Below are 17,155 nucleotides of genomic sequence, written 5' to 3'. Positions count from 1 at the left end.
CGGGATGTTATTGGAAGGAAAAAAAGCTTTGGTAACGGGTTCTTCCCGCGGAATCGGAAAAGAAATCGTAAAACGTTTTGTTGAAGAAGGCGCGGAAGTGTGGGGTTTGTGTACAAAACCTTCGGCGTCAAAAGCGGAACTTGAAGCTTTTGCCGCAGAGCACAAAAGCGTCTTTCATGAAATATACGCCGACTGCGGAAACGCTCAAGAGCTTTCGCAAGCCGTAAAAACGGCGCTCGAAGAATCGGGCGGCTTCGACGTTTTGGTAAACAACGCGGGCATAACGCGCGACGGTCTTTCGTTCCGCATGAAACTCGAAGATTGGGAAGCCGTTTTGCGCGTCAATCTTACGAGCGCCTTTATCGCGTCGCAAATCGTATCTTCGGATATGATCCGCAAGAGGAGCGGTTCGATCATCAATATGTCGAGCGTTGTCGGTTTGCACGGACAGGGCGGTCAAGTGAATTATTCGGCAAGCAAAGCCGGGCTTATCGGTTTTACAAAAAGCCTTGCAAAAGAAACCGCAGGCCGCGGGGTCCGTGTAAACGCGATTGCCCCCGGTTATATAGAAACGGATATGACGGCCACCGTAAACGAACAAATGCGCAACGTATGGATTGAAAGCATTCCGCTTAAACGAGCCGGTCAGCCGAAGGACATCGCGAATGCCGCCGTATTTTTAGCTTCGGATTTGTCGCAGTACATTACCGCCCAAGTGCTCGGCGTCGACGGCGGCTTGGGAGCATGATTACAGGAGAGGCGATAAAAAGCGCCGTCTAAAGCAGCGCCGGCACTTTTTATCAAATCGGAAACGGATGTTTCCTCTTTGATTTTTTATAGGAGAAAGTATGAGAAAAGTTGTTGTTACGGGAATGGGCGTCGTTTCGCCCTTGGGAAACAGCCTTGACGAAACATGGCAGGGGATAAAGGAAGGAAAAAGCGGTATTGCAAACATCACCGGTTTTGACTGTACCGATTACAAAGTGCAGATTGCCGCCGAAGTAAAAGATTTCGACGCATCGCAGTTTGTCGACAAACGTGAAGCGCGGAAAATGGCGCGCTTTACCCAGTTTGCCGTTGCCGCAGCCGTTCAGGCGGTAAAAGACGCGGGCCTTACCAAAGAAACCATAGATGCCGACCGCACGGGTATTATGCTCGGCAACGGAATAGGCGGTTTTGAAATATACGAATCTTCCTTTAAAAAATATTTCGAATCGGGTCCTGCGCGCATTCCGCCGATGACCGTTCCGCTGCTCATTCCGAACGAGGCGGCGGGAAATATCAGCATGCTTTTGGGCATTCACGGCCCCTCATGGACTTTGGCAACCGCCTGCGCTTCCGGTACCGACGCGCTCGGAAACGCTTTGGATATGGTGCGCTCGGGCCGCGTGGATATGTGCCTTGCAGGCGGTACGGAAGCGACCGTTACGGGATTCGGCATAAGCTGTTTTACGATTTTGCAAACCCTTGCGTCCGACTACAACAGCGAGCCTGCAAAAGCCTGCTGTCCCTTCGATAAAAAACGCTCCGGCTTTATTATGGGCGAAGGCGCCGCTATTTTGATTTTGGAAGAATACGAACACGCGAAAAAACGCGGCGCAAAAATTTATGCCGAATTTGCAGGCTACGGCTCATCTTCGGACGCCTACCACCTTACCAGCCCCGATCCTTCGGGAACCGGCGGCGCTCTTGCGATGACAAAAGCGCTTCAGGATGCCGGCGTAAAACCCGAAGACGTGCAATATTATAACGCGCACGGAACTTCCACGCCGATAAACGATCCGGCCGAAACGGCGATGATAAAAAAAGCTTTCGGCGATCACGCGTACAAGATGAAAGTATCGTCTACAAAATCGATGACCGGACACTGTTTGGGTGCAGCCGGCGCGCTTGAAGCCGTATTTTGCGTAAAGGCGATACAGGACGGTTTTTTCCCGCCGACCATCAATTTGACCGAACCCGACCTTGAAGCGCACTGCGATTTGGACTATGTGCCGAACAAGGGCCTTTCCGGCGACATACGCTGCGCCGCATCCGGCTCTTTGGGGTTCGGCGGGCATAACGGTGTCGTTGTGTTCAAAAAAATATAAGAGGCACAAGCATGAGTCTTACCAAAGATATAGAAAAATTACTGCCTCACCGCAGCCCGTTTTTGTTCGTCGACGAAATTATTTCGGCGGATGAAAAAGGCAGCGTCAGTGAGCACGTATTTACGGAAAACGAATTTTTCTTTAAGGGTCATTTTCCCGAATATCCGGTTGTTCCCGGCGTTATCCTGGTTGAAACGATGGCGCAAGCGGGAGGCGCGGCGCTGAGTTTTCAAAACGTTTTTGAAAAAAACGCTTTGTTTTTTTTGGCGACGGTGGATAAAGTTAAATTCCGCTCGCAAGTACGCCCCGGCGACAAGGTCCGCGTGGAAGTAACGAATTTGCGGGTTTCGCCGCGTATGGTAAAACAAGCGGGTAAGGCTTATGTCGGCGATACGCTCGCCGCAGAAGCCGAATGGATGTGCCTTGTAGGCAGCGCGGAATAATCCGGCCTAACCGCCGTTTAAGGAGTAAGTTATGATTATAAAACCGATGGTACGCGGCAGCGTATGTTTGAATGCGCACCCTGCCGGATGCAAAAAATCAACGGACGATCAAATTGCATACACGAAAAAGAAAGCGGCTTCTTACGCAAAGGACCGCGCGCCCAAAAACGTTTTGGTGCTGGGCTGTTCGAACGGCTACGGATTGGCAAGCCGCATAACGGCCGCCTTTGCATACGGAGCGGCGACAATCGGCGTGTCGTATGAAAAAGCCGGCAGCGAAACCAAATGGGGAACGCCCGGCTGGTACAACAATTTGGCCTTTGATAAAGCGGCCGAAAATGCGGGACTTTTTTCATGCACGATAGACGGAGATGCCTTTTCCGATGAAATAAAAAATCGGGTTATCGAAGAAGCGAAAAAAAAGCATATACGCTTCGATTTGGTCGTATACAGCTTGGCCAGCCCCGTGCGGACCGATCCCGACACGGGCATTATGTATAAATCCGTACTCAAGCCATTCGGCAAAACGTTTACCGGAAAAACGCTCGACCCGTTTACCGGCGAGCTGAAAGAGATTTCGGCGGAACCCGCGAACGAAGAAGAAGCTGCCGCAACCGTTAAGGTTATGGGCGGCGAAGATTGGGAGCGCTGGATAAAACGCTTGGCGCAAGCCCGCGTTCTTTCCGACGGTTGCATTACGGTCGCGTATTCGTACATCGGGCCGGAAGCCACCCAAGCCCTGTACCGCAAAGGAACAATCGGCAAGGCAAAAGAACACCTTGAAGCAACCGCTCACAGCCTGAATTCCTTTATGAGATCGTTTTCGGGCAAAGCCTTTGTATCGGTCAACAAGGGGCTGGTTACGCGCGCAAGCGCCGTCATTCCGGTTATTCCCCTGTATTTGGCTTCACTGTTCAAAGTGATGAAAGAAAAGGGCCTTCACGAAGGCTGCATCGAACAGATAAACCGCCTCTTTTCCGACAGATTGTACCGCGCCGACGGAACAATTCCCGTCGATTCCGAAAACAGAATCCGTATAGACGATTGGGAACTTTCCGACGAAGTGCAAAAAGCGGTTGATGCCCTAATGGTACAGGTAACGAGCGAAAACAGCGAACGATTAACCGATTTGGCAGGCTACCGGCACGACTTTTTAGCCGCCAACGGGTTCGACATTGCAGGCGTAGATTACGATGCCGATATCGAACGCTTCGACAGGATATAAATTGAAAACCGGGAAATGAATAAATTCAAGGATTTTAATAGATACTTATGAAAAAATTTTTGACGATATTATTTTTAACAGGACTGTTGACAGCGGGTATTGCAGCGGCTGAAAATCCTGCAAAAACCGCAGGCGCAGGAAGAGCAATACTCGGTATAAACGACGACCCGAAAGAGATAGTCGTAACGGCGGTAACGGCAGACGGTTCCGCAATACAGGTTGAAGGTTGCACGGTTACGGAATTACCGAGCGGAGAAGAAACAATTCTCACGGCAACAGGATCAAAGGTTACCCTTAAAGGCGCTATTACCGAACTGAACTGTAAAGGAAACCGGCTTTCTTCGCTTGATGTACGGGAGCTTACCGCGCTACAGGTACTGCGCTGTGGCTCTAATCGGCTGACCTCACTTGATGTACGGGGGCTTACCGCGCTGCAGGTACTGTACTGTGACAATAATCGGCTGACCTCGCTTGATGTACGGGGGCTTACCCTGTTACGGAACCTGAGGTGTCATACCAATCAACTGACATCACTCAACGTGCAAGGTGCAGCCGCTTTACAGGAGCTGAGCTGTGACAATAATCGGCTGACCTCGCTTGATGTACGGGGATTAACCGCCTTACGAGTACTGAGCTGTGGTGACAACCGGCTTACTGCACTGGATGTACGCCGTTTGACCGCTTTACAGGAACTGCACTGCGGTTCCAACAAAATCGCTTCCCTCGATGTACGGGGTCTTTCCGCACTACAGGTACTGTACTGTGACAATAATCGGCTTTCCTCCCTTAATGTACGGGGGCTGAGCGCTTTACAGTGGCTGATATGCTGGGATAATCAACTCACCGCACTCGATGTGCGGGGGCTTACCGCTTTACAGTGGCTGGAGTGCGGGGATAATCAACTCACCGCACTCGATGTACAGGGCTTACCGGCCTTACAGGCACTGGGCGTTCAGTATAATCGATTTGAAGAAGATTCCGTTATACGGATATTGAACGCCTTACCCGATCGAAGTGAGGAACAAGAAGGCAGCGTCGTACTGTACGCCGAAGATGAGATACACCCTAAAGAAAACGGGTCGGTCGTTTACACAATCCGTAGAATACTTGCAAAGGGGCGTGATACGCACCCTAAAAAAAGCGGGTCGGTCGTTTACGCCTCGGCCGAATTTCGATCGGCATTTGAGGCTGCAAAGCAAAAAAACTGGAAGCTGTTTATGCAAACCGAGGATGAAGAGGGTACGGAAATCCGGTTGCAGGAGGAATAAGCGGTATTTGAATTGCGGTTATTTATAGATAAATTTAATGGGAGTTTTTATGAATGAAGAATTGATTTTAAAGCTGTTCGAAAAATTCGAACAAAGCTCGTCGGTATATATGCGGATAAAGGACGGCGAAAATGAATTCGTTTTGAAAAAAGAAGGCGCCTTTACTCCCGACCGGATCATGCCGATTGTACAAAGCGCGCCGCCCATTCCGATTCAGGCGCCCGCCGCACCGACGGCTGCGGGCTTTGTCGCGGGGGCTGCCGTACCGTCAGCTTCGGCTGTCGCGGCAGCTGCAGGCGGCAACGCTTCCGCATCGGGCGCACAATCCGCCGATCCTGCGGCAAAAAATCTTATACAAATAAAAAGCCCGATAGTCGGAACTTTTTACCGTTCGCCTTCTCCCGATTCTCCGCCCTATGTAGACAAGGGCGCGAAGGTAAAAAAGGGACAGCCGCTGTGCGTGCTTGAGGCGATGAAAATGATGAATACGCTCGAATCCGAATTCGACGGAGTTATAGAAGACATTGCCGTTTCGAACGGCGATTTGGTCGAATTCGATCAGGTTTTGTTTACCCTCCGCACCGTATAGGAGCGCGGCCGATGATAAAAAAACTGCTTGTTGCGAACCGCGGCGAAATTGCCGTACGCATTATCAGAGCCTGCAAAGAGTTGGGAATCAAAACGGTCGCCGTTTATTCGGATGCCGACCGGGAATGTTTGCATGTGAAATTGGCCGACCAATCTTATTGCATAGGGCCGGCTCCCTCGGCAAAAAGTTATTTGAACCGCAGAGCTTTGATTACCGTTGCCCTCGGCACCGGCTGCGAAGCCGTGCATCCGGGAGTCGGTTTTTTATCGGAAAATGCCGACTTTGCCCGCGAAGTTGAAAAGGCGGGCATGTATTGGATCGGTCCCGATCCGGAAACGATCGACATGCTCGGCGATAAAGTTCGTGCGCGCGAAACCGCGGTAAAAAATGGTCTTCCCGTAACGCCCGGTTCGGACGGGGCGGTTAAAAACGCGCAGGAAGCGGCAAAAACGGCCGAAAAATGCGGCTATCCGGTTATCATAAAAGCGGCTTCCGGCGGCGGCGGAAAGGGTATGCGCGTCGTATGGAAAGAGGCCGATTTGGCCGAAAACCTTAAAATCGCATCCGCCGAAGCCGAGGCGAACTTTGCCGACGGCACCGTATACATCGAAAAATACCTTGTCGATCCGCGCCATGTCGAATTGCAGATTTTGGGAAACGGAAAAGGCGCCGTTGCCGTTTTGGGCGAACGCGATTGCTCCGTTCAAAAAAATCATCAAAAGCTCATAGAAGAAAGTCCGTCGCCCGGCGTGAGCGAACAAATGCGCGAGGCCATGTGTTCGGGTGCAATCAATTTGTTTTCGTCGCTTAAATACCGCGGCGCGGGCACCATAGAATTTTTAGTTTCCGGCAGCAATTTTTATTTTATGGAAGTAAACGCGCGCATTCAGGTTGAACATCCCGTTTCCGAAATGGTAACGGGAACCGATCTTATCTGCGAACAGGTCCGCGTGTGTACGGGGCAAAACATGAGTTTGCCGGCGGGAATTCTTCCCGTTCACGGTTGGGCGATAGAAGCGCGCATAAACGCATTTACGCCCGGCACGATTAAAACGCTGCGCATCCCCGGCGGAAACGGTATCCGCTTCGACAGCTTTTTGTATCAGGGCTACACGGTCGTTCCCTTTTACGATTCCATGACGGCAAAGCTGATTGTTCACGGACAAAACCGCGCGCAAGCCGTCCAAAAGCTTTTGTGCGCCTTGGATGAACTGTGCATAGAAGGAATCGGCACAAATATAGAAGAGCAAAAAAAGATTTTACGCTCGGCGCAATTTCAGTCGGGACAATTCGGCACCGGATTGTACGCGGAACTGTTTGCGAAAAAAGCCGTAAACGGCAACTAAGGAGGTGCTTATGGACTGTCCCCATTGCAAGGTTTCGCATGATGATGAAGTTTTTATCGATAATTTAATGGTGTGTCCGCATTGCGGCTGCCATTTGCGTATAGACGCCGCGCAGCGCATAGAATATCTTTCGGACGAAAATTCCTTTGAAGAACTGTACGCCAATTTGAAAACGGGCAACCCGATCGAAATGGAAGGCTATGAAGAAAAACTGTCGGCGGCGGAAGCAAAAACGTCCATGAACGAAGCCGTCGTTACGGGTTCGTGTTCGATAAAGGGACGCAAAGTGCTGCTTGCCGTTATGTCTTTTAATTTTATGGGAGGCTCGATGGGTTCGGTTGTCGGCGAGAAAATTTCCCGCCTTATGCTGAAAGGCGCCGCCGAACGACTTCCCGTTATTATTTACGCGACGTCGGGCGGTGCCCGAATGCAGGAAGGCCTTTTTTCTCTTATGCAAATGGCGAAAACCTCAAGCGCGGCCGCCGAACTCGACGAAAAAGGCGTTCCGCTTTTTATACTGCTGTGCGACCCGACGACCGGCGGCGTTACGGCGAGTTTCGCCATGCTCGGCGATATTATCGCGGCCGAACCGGGGGCCTTAATCGGTTTTGCCGGCCCGCGCGTTATCGAAGGAACAATCCGCCAGCAGCTGCCCGAAGGATTCCAGCGTGCCGAATTTCAGCTTAAAAAAGGCTTTGTCGACTGCATTGTACCCCGCTCGGAACAGCGCCGGTTTTGGGTACGCATGATCGACGCGCACAGCGCGAATTGTTCGAAAAACGGAAAAGCCGGGGGTGCCGTATGAATAACATGAATCAGGAAGCCTTATTAAGCGGCTTGCAGGATATTGCGCAAAAGTCGGGACTCGATATAAGCGAAGAACTCGGAAAGATAACCGCAAAACTGCAAAGCGGCGGCGCGCTTTCAAAAACATGGGAACACGTGGAATTGGCCCGCCACAGCGACCGGCCCCGTACCCTCGACTATATCGATATGCTGTTTGAGGATTTTACCGAACTGCACGGCGACCGCTTTTTCGGCGACGACCCTGCCATGGTCGGCGGCATCGGATTTATTGAAGGACGGGCGGTAACCGTTATCGGCAACCAAAAAGGTCGGAATTTGCGCGAAACGATAGACCGCAACGGCGGAATGGCGAATCCCGAAGGTTACCGCAAAGCGCTGCGCCTTGCAAAACAGGCGGAGAAATTCCGACGCCCCATAGTTACGTTTATCGATACGCAGGGCGCCTATCCCGGCTTGGGCGCCGAAGAACGCGGCATCGGAGAAGCGATTGCCGTCAATTTGCGCGAATTCAGCCGCCTTAAAACGCCGATTATCTGCTTTATTATCGGAGAAGGCGGTTCCGGCGGAGCTTTGGGTATCGGCGTCGGCGATAAGATTTACATGCTCGAAAACGCAATCTTTTCGGTTATATCGCCCGAAGGCTGTGCTTCCATTTTGCTGCGCGATTCAAGCCGCGCAAAGGATGCCGCCGTTATGCTGAAAATTACGAGCCGCGAAGTTTTGGGCTTAAAGATGATAAACGGTGTTGTAAACGAACCCGAAGGCGGCGCCCACACAGATCCTTTAAAAACCGCAGCTGCCGTCCGCGATCAATTGGTACACGATTTGGCTGATTTATGCAAACGCGATCCCGCCGTTTTGGTTAAATACCGCAGCAAAAAAATCCGCTCAATCGGCTGTGTTTTGGAATAAATAAAAAATCGGAATAGGTAAAAAAAGGGGCGGAAACCGCCGCCGAAGCGGACGATCTTTGCCCCCTCTTTTTTTCAGGCACGCACCGATTGATTTTATCGCGCGGATAAATCGGTGCCGCCGATTACACTTTATTCTTTTTATTCTTTTGCGGCATTGGCGCCTGCAATTCTTCCGAATACGTGAATATCTACAAGTGCGTTTCCGCCCAAGCGGTTTTTGCCGTGAATACCGCCGGTAACTTCACCCGCCGCATAAAGGCCGGGAATAACCTTGCCGTTTTTATCCAGCACTTGCGCATTCAGGTTTATCTCGATACCGCCCATCGTGTGGTGTACGGTCGGCATACGCGGAGAAGCATAAAAGGGCGCTTTGTCCATTTTTTGACCGAAAAGGCTGCGGCCGAATTCCGGATCTTTTCCGGCAGCAACGGCTTTGTTAAACGCGTCGTTTGTCGCCTTTAAAACCGCAGGATCGATATCGATTTGTTTTGCCAAATCTTCAATTGTGTCCGCGCGGAAAATCTTTTTGTCGGCAACCAGTTTGTCGACGTCATCTCCCCACAGGTTTTTGCCGTCTTTAAACGTAACGTGGCTGTCTGCAATAACATAGCTGAATGAACCGGGCTGTTCAAGCAAAGCCTTGGTCATAACGTCGCGCCGGCCGTCTTCAGCCATAAAACGTTTGCCACTTTTGTTTACCTGATAATAATATTCAACGCCGATACCGCCGACCCATCCGTTCAAACCGCCCGTTTCCGGGTTTCCGAGCGGCAAGCACTGAATGTATTCCATGCCGATAAGGTTTGCGTTGACTTTTTCGGCCATCGTAATGCCGTCGCCTACGTTTGCCGGATTATTCGTTGTTCCGAGATTTTCGCCTAAAAGCGGATTGTACTTTTTGCGCATTTCTTTGCTGGCCGCAAAACCGCCGGATGCGATTACAACCGCTTTTTTCGCATTAAGCACGACAGGTGTTCCGTCGCTTTGCACGGCATTTACACCCGCAACACGGCCGCCTTTTTGAATAAGGCTTTCGCCCTTGCAATTCATGATGATTTCAACGCCCAATTTGTCGGCCAAAGCTTTGTTTGTGTTGATATAGTCCGCACCGGCCGCATTTTGGGGAACGTGAGCGCGGGGCCACAAACCGCCGGGGACCGTTACGATCGTATCGCGCCATACAAGGCCGTTGCTTTCGAGCCATTCGGCTGCCGGTAAAGATTCGCTGCACAGTTTTTCAATAAATTCGATTTTTCCCGCATAATCGCCGCCGTCATACGTTTGCAAAATATGCAGCGGAATGCAGTCGAACAGATGGTTCGGCTTTTGCGCCTTATACGCATCCAGTTCTTTTTTTAACTCATCCTGATATTTTTTGTGCAAATCGTTTTTAGGCGCAACGGTTAAAAGTCTTTCAATGCTTTTCATCGCGGCATCGGATGCCGGAGAAACCTTTGCCTGCCGCGCGGGATCGACCGCATTATACGGGCCGCCTGCGCGTATCGTATTGCCGCCGAGCAAGGGTGTTTTTTCAATAAGAATAACTTTTGCACCGTTTTGCGCTGCGGAAATGGCTGCCGACAAACCCGCGCCGCCTCCGCCGATTACAACGACGTCGGCCGTTTTTTCTACGGCTTTTCCGGTTTTTTTAGCATTGCTTTTCTTCGTTTGAAGAGCGGCAACGTCTCCGCCGGCTTGTTCAACGGCAGACGCTACAGCCGCCAAAATCGCTTTCGACGTGAAGGTTGCTCCGGTAACGGTATCAACAGCCAAACTTTGCGTTTTGATGATTTGAGCGGGAATTTCCTTTATCGGCGTATCTGAAATACCGGGTGTTTCGTTGTGTTTCCCGATTTCGATTTTTGTAATTGCCGATTTGCTGAATGTTACGGAAACGTTTACATCACCGTTCATGCCCGGTGCCGCAGCGGTATATGTACCGGCGTTGTAAACCGCTTTGTTTGCATTACCGCCGCAATCGATAAGGCAGAGCGTCAAAAGTAATGCAAACCCTGTTAAAAAGATTTTTTTCATAAGTACTCCTATGTATAAAGCATACGATAAAGAGGTGTTTGTGTCAAGAATTATCGATAATCTTTTATCGAATCAGCCGATCGCCTGCGCTTAATCTGCCCTTGCCGAATGTTCCCCAAAAGCCTTGTTCAGCATATCCGCAATTTGCTTCATGACTGAAGCGTCGGCTTTTATTTCTTTTCGGTCGTAGGTAAACAATCCGTTTATTTCGTCTTCAACGTCGCTGACTTGCGTGTAAACGGCGGCGCTTAAGCCCTTGGACATGTTGCGCAAAACGTCGTTTTTATACAGTTTTAAAATATTTTCATTCAGCGTTTTTTTGTCCGAAAACATTTTGTATCCGTACAAAACGGGCGAAACCATGTGTCCTTCGGAGGGCAGACTGTAGCCGCCGAATTCGGTAAGCGCGAGAACGCGTTTTTCCGAATCGGACTTCGGCGAAAAGGGCTTAAAGTAAATGTGGTAACTGTGAAAGTCGCCGGCCTTGCGGTCGAAGTAGCCGCTTGCGTGGTCTATCGCGCGGCTCGAATCCCAAGATCGTACTTTTGCGGCCATGTCGGCCGCGTCGAATTGTCCCCAGCCTTCGTTGAAGGGAACCCATACGGCAAGGGAAACGCAGTTGTATAAATGATTGACCGTGCGTTCGGCGTCGCGCAAAAAGTTTTTGCGGCCTTGTTCGCTTTTCCGCCCCATAAGTTTATAGCGCTTTGGCCCGTCGGAGTACTTTAAGCCGATCCACGGCGCGTATTGAACGACAAAGGGTTTGTACGGTCCGCCGCCGCTTACAAAATCCTGCCATACGAGTACGCCGAGTCTGTCGCAGTGGTAGTACCAGCGCAGCGGTTCGATTTTAATATGCTTTCGCAGCATGTTAAAGCCGAGCGCTTTTATCCGTTCGATATCCCAAATCATAGCTTCGTCGGAGGGGGCCGTGTACATGCCGTCGCTCCAATAGCCCTGATCCAAAAGTCCGTGGTGAAAAATCGGCTTTCCGTTTAAGCTGAGAACGGGTCCGCTTTTGCCTTTGATTATGCCGAATTCCCGCATGCCGAAATAGGTGCGGACGCTGTCTTTTCCCGCGCTGATTTGTGCGGTGTATAAAAACGGCGAATCGGGCGACCAGCTTTTAAAGTTTTCGGGCAAGCGTATGCGCGCGCTGTTGTTTAAAAGCGGCGCTTCGGCTACGACGACGTCCCCGTCAAAAACGGTTACTTTGCCGTCCTGCGCGTGCGTTCCGTCGAAGATTACGGTAAATTCAACTTCGCCTTTTTTCAAATCGGGATTGATGCGGACGTTTTTAACATGATTTTCCGGTACCGTTTCGCACCACACGGTTTGCCAAAGGCCGCTTTGTCCCGTATACCAGATTTTTCCCCTGTTCAGCGTTTGCTTTCCGTACGCTTCATCGCCCAGATTCGTATCGTCGGTAACTGATGCGATAATTTCGTTTTCGCCCTCGTTTATAAGGCCGGTAATGTCGAAATAAAACGGCCAATAGCCGCCCGAATGACTGCCCGCAATTTTGCCGCCGACGTACACGGTACAATGCTGATCCGCGGCACCGAAGTGCAAAAGAAGACGCTCGTCCCGTGCCGGCATTTTGTCGAAGCGTACCGTCCGCCGGTACCACAGCGTTTGACCCGGCATAAGTTTGCGCTGAACGCCGGAGAGTACACATTCGGGCGAAAAAGGAACAAGGATTTCGCCGTCCCAGTTTTGCGGTATTTCTTTTCCGTCGCTGATTGCATATTGCCACGCACCGTTCAGGCACTGCCACTGTTTCCGTTCAAGCTGGGGGCGCGGATAGTCGTTTAAGGGGCATTCCTTATTCAGCTTTTCGCCCCATACGGTCAGGAGGGGATGAATGTCTTTGTTATTGACGCGCTTATAATAATGTTTTGCGGCGAAAAACAGCGGAATAAAGGCGCCCGTTACCAAAATCGCGGCCCACATATAGATGGATTCGACGGGAATGTTTTCGGTAATGCCGTATTCGTTTACTATGGAGCCGGCTCCGTTTTTTATAATGATGTTCCCGATAATGGTTCCGATAATCATCGGAGTAAGAACAAAGAAAAGAATGCGGATGCCTTCGAATTGGCCGCGGCTTTGTTCGGGGTAGAGCTGTTTAACCCACATGGTCATCGTCTGCGTAATCAGCACAAGTCCCATTCCCGCCGAAAACACGGCAAAAAACAGCGGCGCGTTTTGCGCACTGAATACGCTTTGCGTATTGACCGTGTCCGGCCGGATGAACAGGGTTAAAACCCATAAGCCGATAATATTGACCGCAACGGCGAATGCGGCAACCCGCGGCGTGCGGTTTTTATTTATAAGACGTGCCGCGGGGATCGCCGACAAAGAGGCCGCAAGCAGGCTGAGTCCCTGAATGAGCCCCATGCTGTCGGCGCTGAATCCCATGCGGTAAATCATCCAGTTTCCCATATGTACAAAATAAATATTAAAAGGAATGAAAAAACAGGCGGTTGTAACGCAGGCAAGCACGAGTTCCGTTTGCGCAAAAAATCCTTTTATCTTAAACACGGAACAAAATTGAGCGGCAAGCGAACCTTCCCGGTGCGGTTTGAGCGACGGAGAATCTTTTAAAAAAAACAGCGAAAATATGCCGACGGCGATAACGAACAATCCCATCGACCAAAAAAGGCGTTGATAATTGTTTTCCGAGCCGATGAGAAAGCCGCCGAGCACCGTGCCGACGATGGTACCGATAATCGGCTGGACGGCCAAGACGGCGCCGACTTGCCCGCGGTTTTTGTCGTCGGTCATGTCGTTGCTCCACGCATTATAGCCGGAATCGTTGCCCATCGAACCGAAAAAACTCATCACATCGTCGGCAAGAATAACCATAACCGCCGCCCACATAGAAACGCGCGCGCCGACTCCTACGGCTCCCTTTCCGATAAATTCGGTAAAGCCGAATAAAATGGTGCAAAGCCCCCACACAATATAGCCGAAAGAAACAAAGCGCCGCCTCGTGCCCAAGCGGTCTGACAGCGTCCCGAAAAGAAAGGTTGAAAAAGTGGTTACCAAGGCACTCGTGATTACCATCAGCGTAACGATTGAAGAATCTTTTGCGATCTTCGCGTATACGAAGGTGTTGAACCACTGATTTTCGATGTTCCAGCAAAATTGCCCCGCCAAGCCCAGCATCCACATCAAAAGCCAAAACCGAACTTGATTCATACCGCTTTCATTTTTTTTCATAACCGCACACCGTCCTTTATTTGCATATACACCTTGTTCAAAATAATAAGAATAGTCAAGCCCTTTATAAAATCTTTACCACAATTTATTAAATTATATGAGAATACATTTTTGTATAATTTTGTTTTTCCGATTTTTTCTTCAATTAAAATTCCCGCTTCCGAAAGCTGATGCAGATATTTACTCGAAGTATTGCGGGAAATCTTTAATTTTTCACACAAGTATTCGTTTTTCGTATAAAAATCATAAAACAAATATGTATCAAAAGGATGAATCGATTCAAACTGAAAATGAATGACCGCTATTTTTAGAATCGCATCGATATCTTCAAATTCATTCGTATTTATATATTTTTCAAGATTTGCAAGATAGTCCGAGATTTCTTCGTAATTTTGCGGCGGAGTGTGCAGGACTGCTCCCGTTTTGGTATTTTTGATTACAGTCCCCGGAAGTTTTCGTATATCGCCCGCTTCCGGTTCAACAATATGATGAATTCGGATTATATGATTTGCACTTAGAAATCCGTTTTCCGTAATCAATTCAAATCCCGTAAGCATTGCCTGTCTGTAATTGAGGACTTCCTTCGATGCGGGATTCGTTTTTGAATAAGTCATTTCTTTAAAAATTTCATCAAAGGTTGTAACGATATTTTCAATTTCGGAAGATTCCTTTGCTTCTCCCAAAGTGATCGCATTGAAAATGATATACGGATTCGGCAAAAGATTGATCGGGCCGTTAAGCCGGCCGAGCGTATGATTCGCCTTATTGAGAGCTTTCAGCAAGGCAATATCATCAAAATTAAAATTATAGGGAAGTTTTGTCATTAATATATTTTTCGCGCAATATGTGCACGTTGTCAAGACATGCACAAATATTTTTGTTTTTTGTGCATAAAATACAATCTAAAATTATAAAGAATCATTCAAGAGCTCTTCCTTTTGGAATAAAATTTATTCGTTTTTATGATATAATCGGGAAAGAGGGGTAATGTGCGAGATCCTGATAAGTTAACGGATTTTGCATGGAAAGAATTGGGAAAGACAAACAGCAGGTATAATAATTTTGCATTATCGTTCGGAAACTATACTCGATATAATGTTACCACATATAATTTACCGGATAAATTAAAATTAAAATATTCATATACCGGACATTTTGTACTCGGAGAAATATTATATAACCCTGGAACTACAACTGATCTTGTATTACGTCGGGATCTGGTAAAGTTATATGCAAGATAAAAAGATAATTTTTATTATAGCGGTATTATTGAATATAATATCGCTATATTCACAAAGTTATAAAAATATAACAGGACTCTGGATAGACCAATTTGCATATGATTGGCAAATTTCACATTATAACAAGTTCAAAGGATTTGGCATTGCAATTTCTCTTACTGAAGATGGTATTGGAGAATATTGGGATGGAAATATATTCGATGTAACTGAAACAAAGATATTGGAAAATGATATAATTATATTAAGATTGGCAAAAGAAGGTCGGTCTGTATTAGAGGTATCCCTAAAGCTCTTAACTGATGATATAATTTGGATATATAAATCCGTTGGTACAGGAGAGGTATATAATTATCCATGGTACCGCATATCCGGTCCTGCCAAAATACCGATACAGAATGCCGTTTTAAACGACAGCCGTGTTCGTCTTTGCGTAAAGCCGAATTTGTCGTGTGACACGTGGGGCTTCTTAAATAAAGGCGATACGGTAAAAATAAAGGATAAAAGCGAAGAACCGTTTACGATCGACGGAGAATCATGGTATTGGTATAAAGTAGAAACGGACGATTATCCCGACGGCTGGGTATACGGGAAGTATTTGGATATAGAAGAGGGTAACGGAGGGAGTGTGAACAAAGACGCAAGCTCCTAAAGAAAAAAAGATGTATATACAAAGAAGATCAGATGGTATACAGAAGAACTTTACTGTCGGCGAGTTTTTGCATATGCAAAAACTCGGTAAGCATCCGCTTTCGACAGAAAGCGGTGCGACGCACACGGAAATGGCCTTGAGGATGCAAGTGGACAAACGCTACAGCGAGAGTATGGACAGCATTATAGGGGGCAGCGACATCTGGTGTGAATGGAATACCTCAATGGATATTACCCAAAGATAACATATGTTTCGCTGAACTTATTAACGAATTAGAGAAAATAAAATGAAAATAACACCGAAGCAAAAATTTGATCAAGTATTAGCAGGAAAAGGCAAAGGCACAAAAAACGGTATAACTGTTGAAAATATATGGCGAGATTTGTTTCTTCTAAATGAGGAAAAAAATTGGAAACTCTATGAAGAGCTATTAAAAACAAATGCGCAAGCCGACATAAAAAATGAAAAAAGTATCATGTGTTTTTTGTGTATTTATCAGTTTAGATACGAAGAACAGCAAGACATAATTTTCGGGAGCAGACCTTCTTATAATGGCATCTTTTTTAATGATATGGAAATAGAAAAGATAATATTTACGGAAGGAGAACAAATTCTTGATAGAATAAAAAAGGGAATGCAAAAAGAATATGATTTGGAGTATTTGCTTTATACGACACAATCAATAGCACATTTACAGCTGAATAAGGAAAAATCGATTTTCTTTTTACGACAAATACTTAAGTATTGTTATATGTATATTTCAGATGAGAAAAAAATACGGATAGAAAATGAAATTAAAGAAATATCTAAAAGGGAATAAAGTTTTTACTTATATCCGGCGATAAAGATTTAAGCTGTTTTAAACATTTCCGGGAATATGCAAACCAATTCATAGCACCGGATAACGAAGATGGAATGGACACAGAACGCGGGGCGGCTATGGGCGGTACGGATATAAATCTCGGAAGAAGTAAGAATATCTTTTTTCCCGATACAGGATCGATAAAATAATAGTACCAGCGGTGTACTATTTTACTTTTTGATTTTGTCGCTTTTTTGAAAAGATGATAATCCATACCGAACCTCCTGAAATTTTGATAACCGGTTGATATGCGGTTTACATTTCAAAACTTCTGAAAGCCAGCCAGATTCCTAATTACTTGTTTTACATAAAAATAGCACTTACCCCAAGTACTGTTTTTTATGGGCCCACCTGGACTTGAACCAGGGACCGACGGATTATGAGTCCGCAGCTCTAACCAACTGAGCTATGGGCCCGTTCGGCGCGGTGCACCGCAGGTAAAAAATAATATATCATAAAATA

At 47.8% G+C, this 17,155-nt stretch carries 15 protein-coding genes and 1 tRNA gene; 11 read left to right on the top strand and 5 right to left on the bottom strand.

Translation table 11 applies throughout. The features are described from left to right. Positions 1 to 4: 4 nt before the first annotated feature. The 9 genes from fabG (at position 5) to HMPREF9194_RS10840 (ending at position 8,680) form a co-directional block, all read left to right on the top strand. Positions 5 to 748 carry a 3-oxoacyl-[acyl-carrier-protein] reductase gene (fabG, locus tag HMPREF9194_RS10880; protein WP_016526426.1) on the top strand — a complete coding sequence of 248 codons (744 nt, stop codon included), beginning with the start codon at positions 5 to 7 and terminating at the stop codon, positions 746 to 748. A 100-nt stretch (positions 749 to 848) separates the two neighbouring features. Continuing rightward, entirely contained in the window at positions 849 to 2,090 is a 1,242-nt protein-coding gene (fabF, locus tag HMPREF9194_RS10875; RefSeq protein ID WP_016526425.1) for a beta-ketoacyl-ACP synthase II, read from the top strand. Positions 2,091 to 2,101: 11 nt separating this feature from the next. Continuing rightward, complete coding sequence (fabZ, locus tag HMPREF9194_RS10870; protein WP_016526424.1) at positions 2,102 to 2,533, top strand: 3-hydroxyacyl-ACP dehydratase FabZ; 432 nt, start codon at positions 2,102 to 2,104, stop codon at positions 2,531 to 2,533. Between the two features lie 31 nt (positions 2,534 to 2,564). Further along, the gene (gene fabV / locus HMPREF9194_RS10865; protein ID WP_016526423.1) at positions 2,565 to 3,758 is read left to right on the top strand and encodes an enoyl-ACP reductase FabV; all 1,194 of its coding nucleotides are present in this window, start codon (positions 2,565 to 2,567) and stop codon (positions 3,756 to 3,758) included. A gap of 47 nt (positions 3,759 to 3,805) precedes the next feature. Then, positions 3,806 to 5,026, top strand: a complete 1,221-nt coding sequence (locus HMPREF9194_RS10860; protein ID WP_016526422.1) for a leucine-rich repeat domain-containing protein — start codon at positions 3,806 to 3,808, stop codon at positions 5,024 to 5,026. A gap of 49 nt (positions 5,027 to 5,075) precedes the next feature. Continuing rightward, a complete protein-coding gene (accB, locus tag HMPREF9194_RS10855; RefSeq protein ID WP_016526421.1) occupies positions 5,076 to 5,615 on the top strand; it encodes an acetyl-CoA carboxylase biotin carboxyl carrier protein in 540 nt (179 codons plus the stop codon). A gap of 11 nt (positions 5,616 to 5,626) precedes the next feature. Then, the gene (locus HMPREF9194_RS10850) at positions 5,627 to 6,961 is read left to right on the top strand and encodes an acetyl-CoA carboxylase biotin carboxylase subunit (protein WP_016526420.1); all 1,335 of its coding nucleotides are present in this window, start codon (positions 5,627 to 5,629) and stop codon (positions 6,959 to 6,961) included. Positions 6,962 to 6,971: 10 nt separating this feature from the next. Next, a complete protein-coding gene (gene accD, locus HMPREF9194_RS10845; RefSeq protein ID WP_016526419.1) occupies positions 6,972 to 7,766 on the top strand; it encodes an acetyl-CoA carboxylase, carboxyltransferase subunit beta in 795 nt (264 codons plus the stop codon). Continuing rightward, positions 7,763 to 8,680, top strand: coding sequence for an acetyl-CoA carboxylase carboxyltransferase subunit alpha (locus tag HMPREF9194_RS10840; RefSeq protein ID WP_016526418.1), 918 nt, complete (start codon positions 7,763 to 7,765; stop codon positions 8,678 to 8,680). Before accD ends, HMPREF9194_RS10840 begins: the two co-directional genes overlap by 4 nt. Before the next feature lie 140 nt (positions 8,681 to 8,820). On the opposite strand, the gene HMPREF9194_RS10835 is transcribed toward HMPREF9194_RS10840, so the two are convergent. The 3 genes from HMPREF9194_RS10835 to HMPREF9194_RS10820 form a co-directional block, all read right to left on the bottom strand. Continuing rightward, positions 8,821 to 10,716: a flavocytochrome c gene (locus tag HMPREF9194_RS10835; protein ID WP_016526417.1), complete on the bottom strand. Its 1,896-nt coding sequence runs from the start codon at positions 10,714 to 10,716 to the stop codon at positions 8,821 to 8,823. A 90-nt stretch (positions 10,717 to 10,806) separates the two neighbouring features. Continuing rightward, a complete protein-coding gene (locus tag HMPREF9194_RS12625) occupies positions 10,807 to 13,941 on the bottom strand; it encodes an MFS transporter (RefSeq protein ID WP_016526416.1) in 3,135 nt (1,044 codons plus the stop codon). Beyond that, positions 13,938 to 14,765: a Fic/DOC family N-terminal domain-containing protein gene (locus HMPREF9194_RS10820; protein WP_016526415.1), complete on the bottom strand. Its 828-nt coding sequence runs from the start codon at positions 14,763 to 14,765 to the stop codon at positions 13,938 to 13,940. Before HMPREF9194_RS10820 ends, HMPREF9194_RS12625 begins: the two co-directional genes overlap by 4 nt. Before the next feature lie 406 nt (positions 14,766 to 15,171). Between HMPREF9194_RS10820 and HMPREF9194_RS10815 the strand changes: the two genes are divergently transcribed. Then, positions 15,172 to 15,831: an SH3 domain-containing protein gene (locus HMPREF9194_RS10815; RefSeq protein ID WP_016526413.1), complete on the top strand. Its 660-nt coding sequence runs from the start codon at positions 15,172 to 15,174 to the stop codon at positions 15,829 to 15,831. Between the two features lie 286 nt (positions 15,832 to 16,117). Continuing rightward, positions 16,118 to 16,651, top strand: coding sequence for a hypothetical protein (locus HMPREF9194_RS10805; RefSeq protein ID WP_016526411.1), 534 nt, complete (start codon positions 16,118 to 16,120; stop codon positions 16,649 to 16,651). Here the strand turns inward: HMPREF9194_RS10805 and HMPREF9194_RS10800 are convergent. Both HMPREF9194_RS10800 and HMPREF9194_RS10795 read right to left on the bottom strand, forming a co-directional pair. Beyond that, positions 16,638 to 16,907 carry a hypothetical protein gene (locus HMPREF9194_RS10800; protein ID WP_016526410.1) on the bottom strand — a complete coding sequence of 90 codons (270 nt, stop codon included), beginning with the start codon at positions 16,905 to 16,907 and terminating at the stop codon, positions 16,638 to 16,640. The two genes, HMPREF9194_RS10805 and HMPREF9194_RS10800, sit on opposite strands and share 14 nt — an antisense overlap. 128 nt (positions 16,908 to 17,035) lie before the next feature. Next, positions 17,036 to 17,109: transfer RNA gene (locus tag HMPREF9194_RS10795), tRNA-Ile, on the bottom strand. Between the last annotated feature and the right edge of the window lie 46 nt (positions 17,110 to 17,155).

Origin of the sequence: Treponema maltophilum ATCC 51939 (assembly GCF_000413055.1) — a bacterium.
Lineage (GTDB): Bacteria > Spirochaetota > Spirochaetia > Treponematales > Treponemataceae > Treponema_C > Treponema_C maltophilum.
This window is presented reverse-complemented; position numbering and strand designations above follow the sequence as displayed.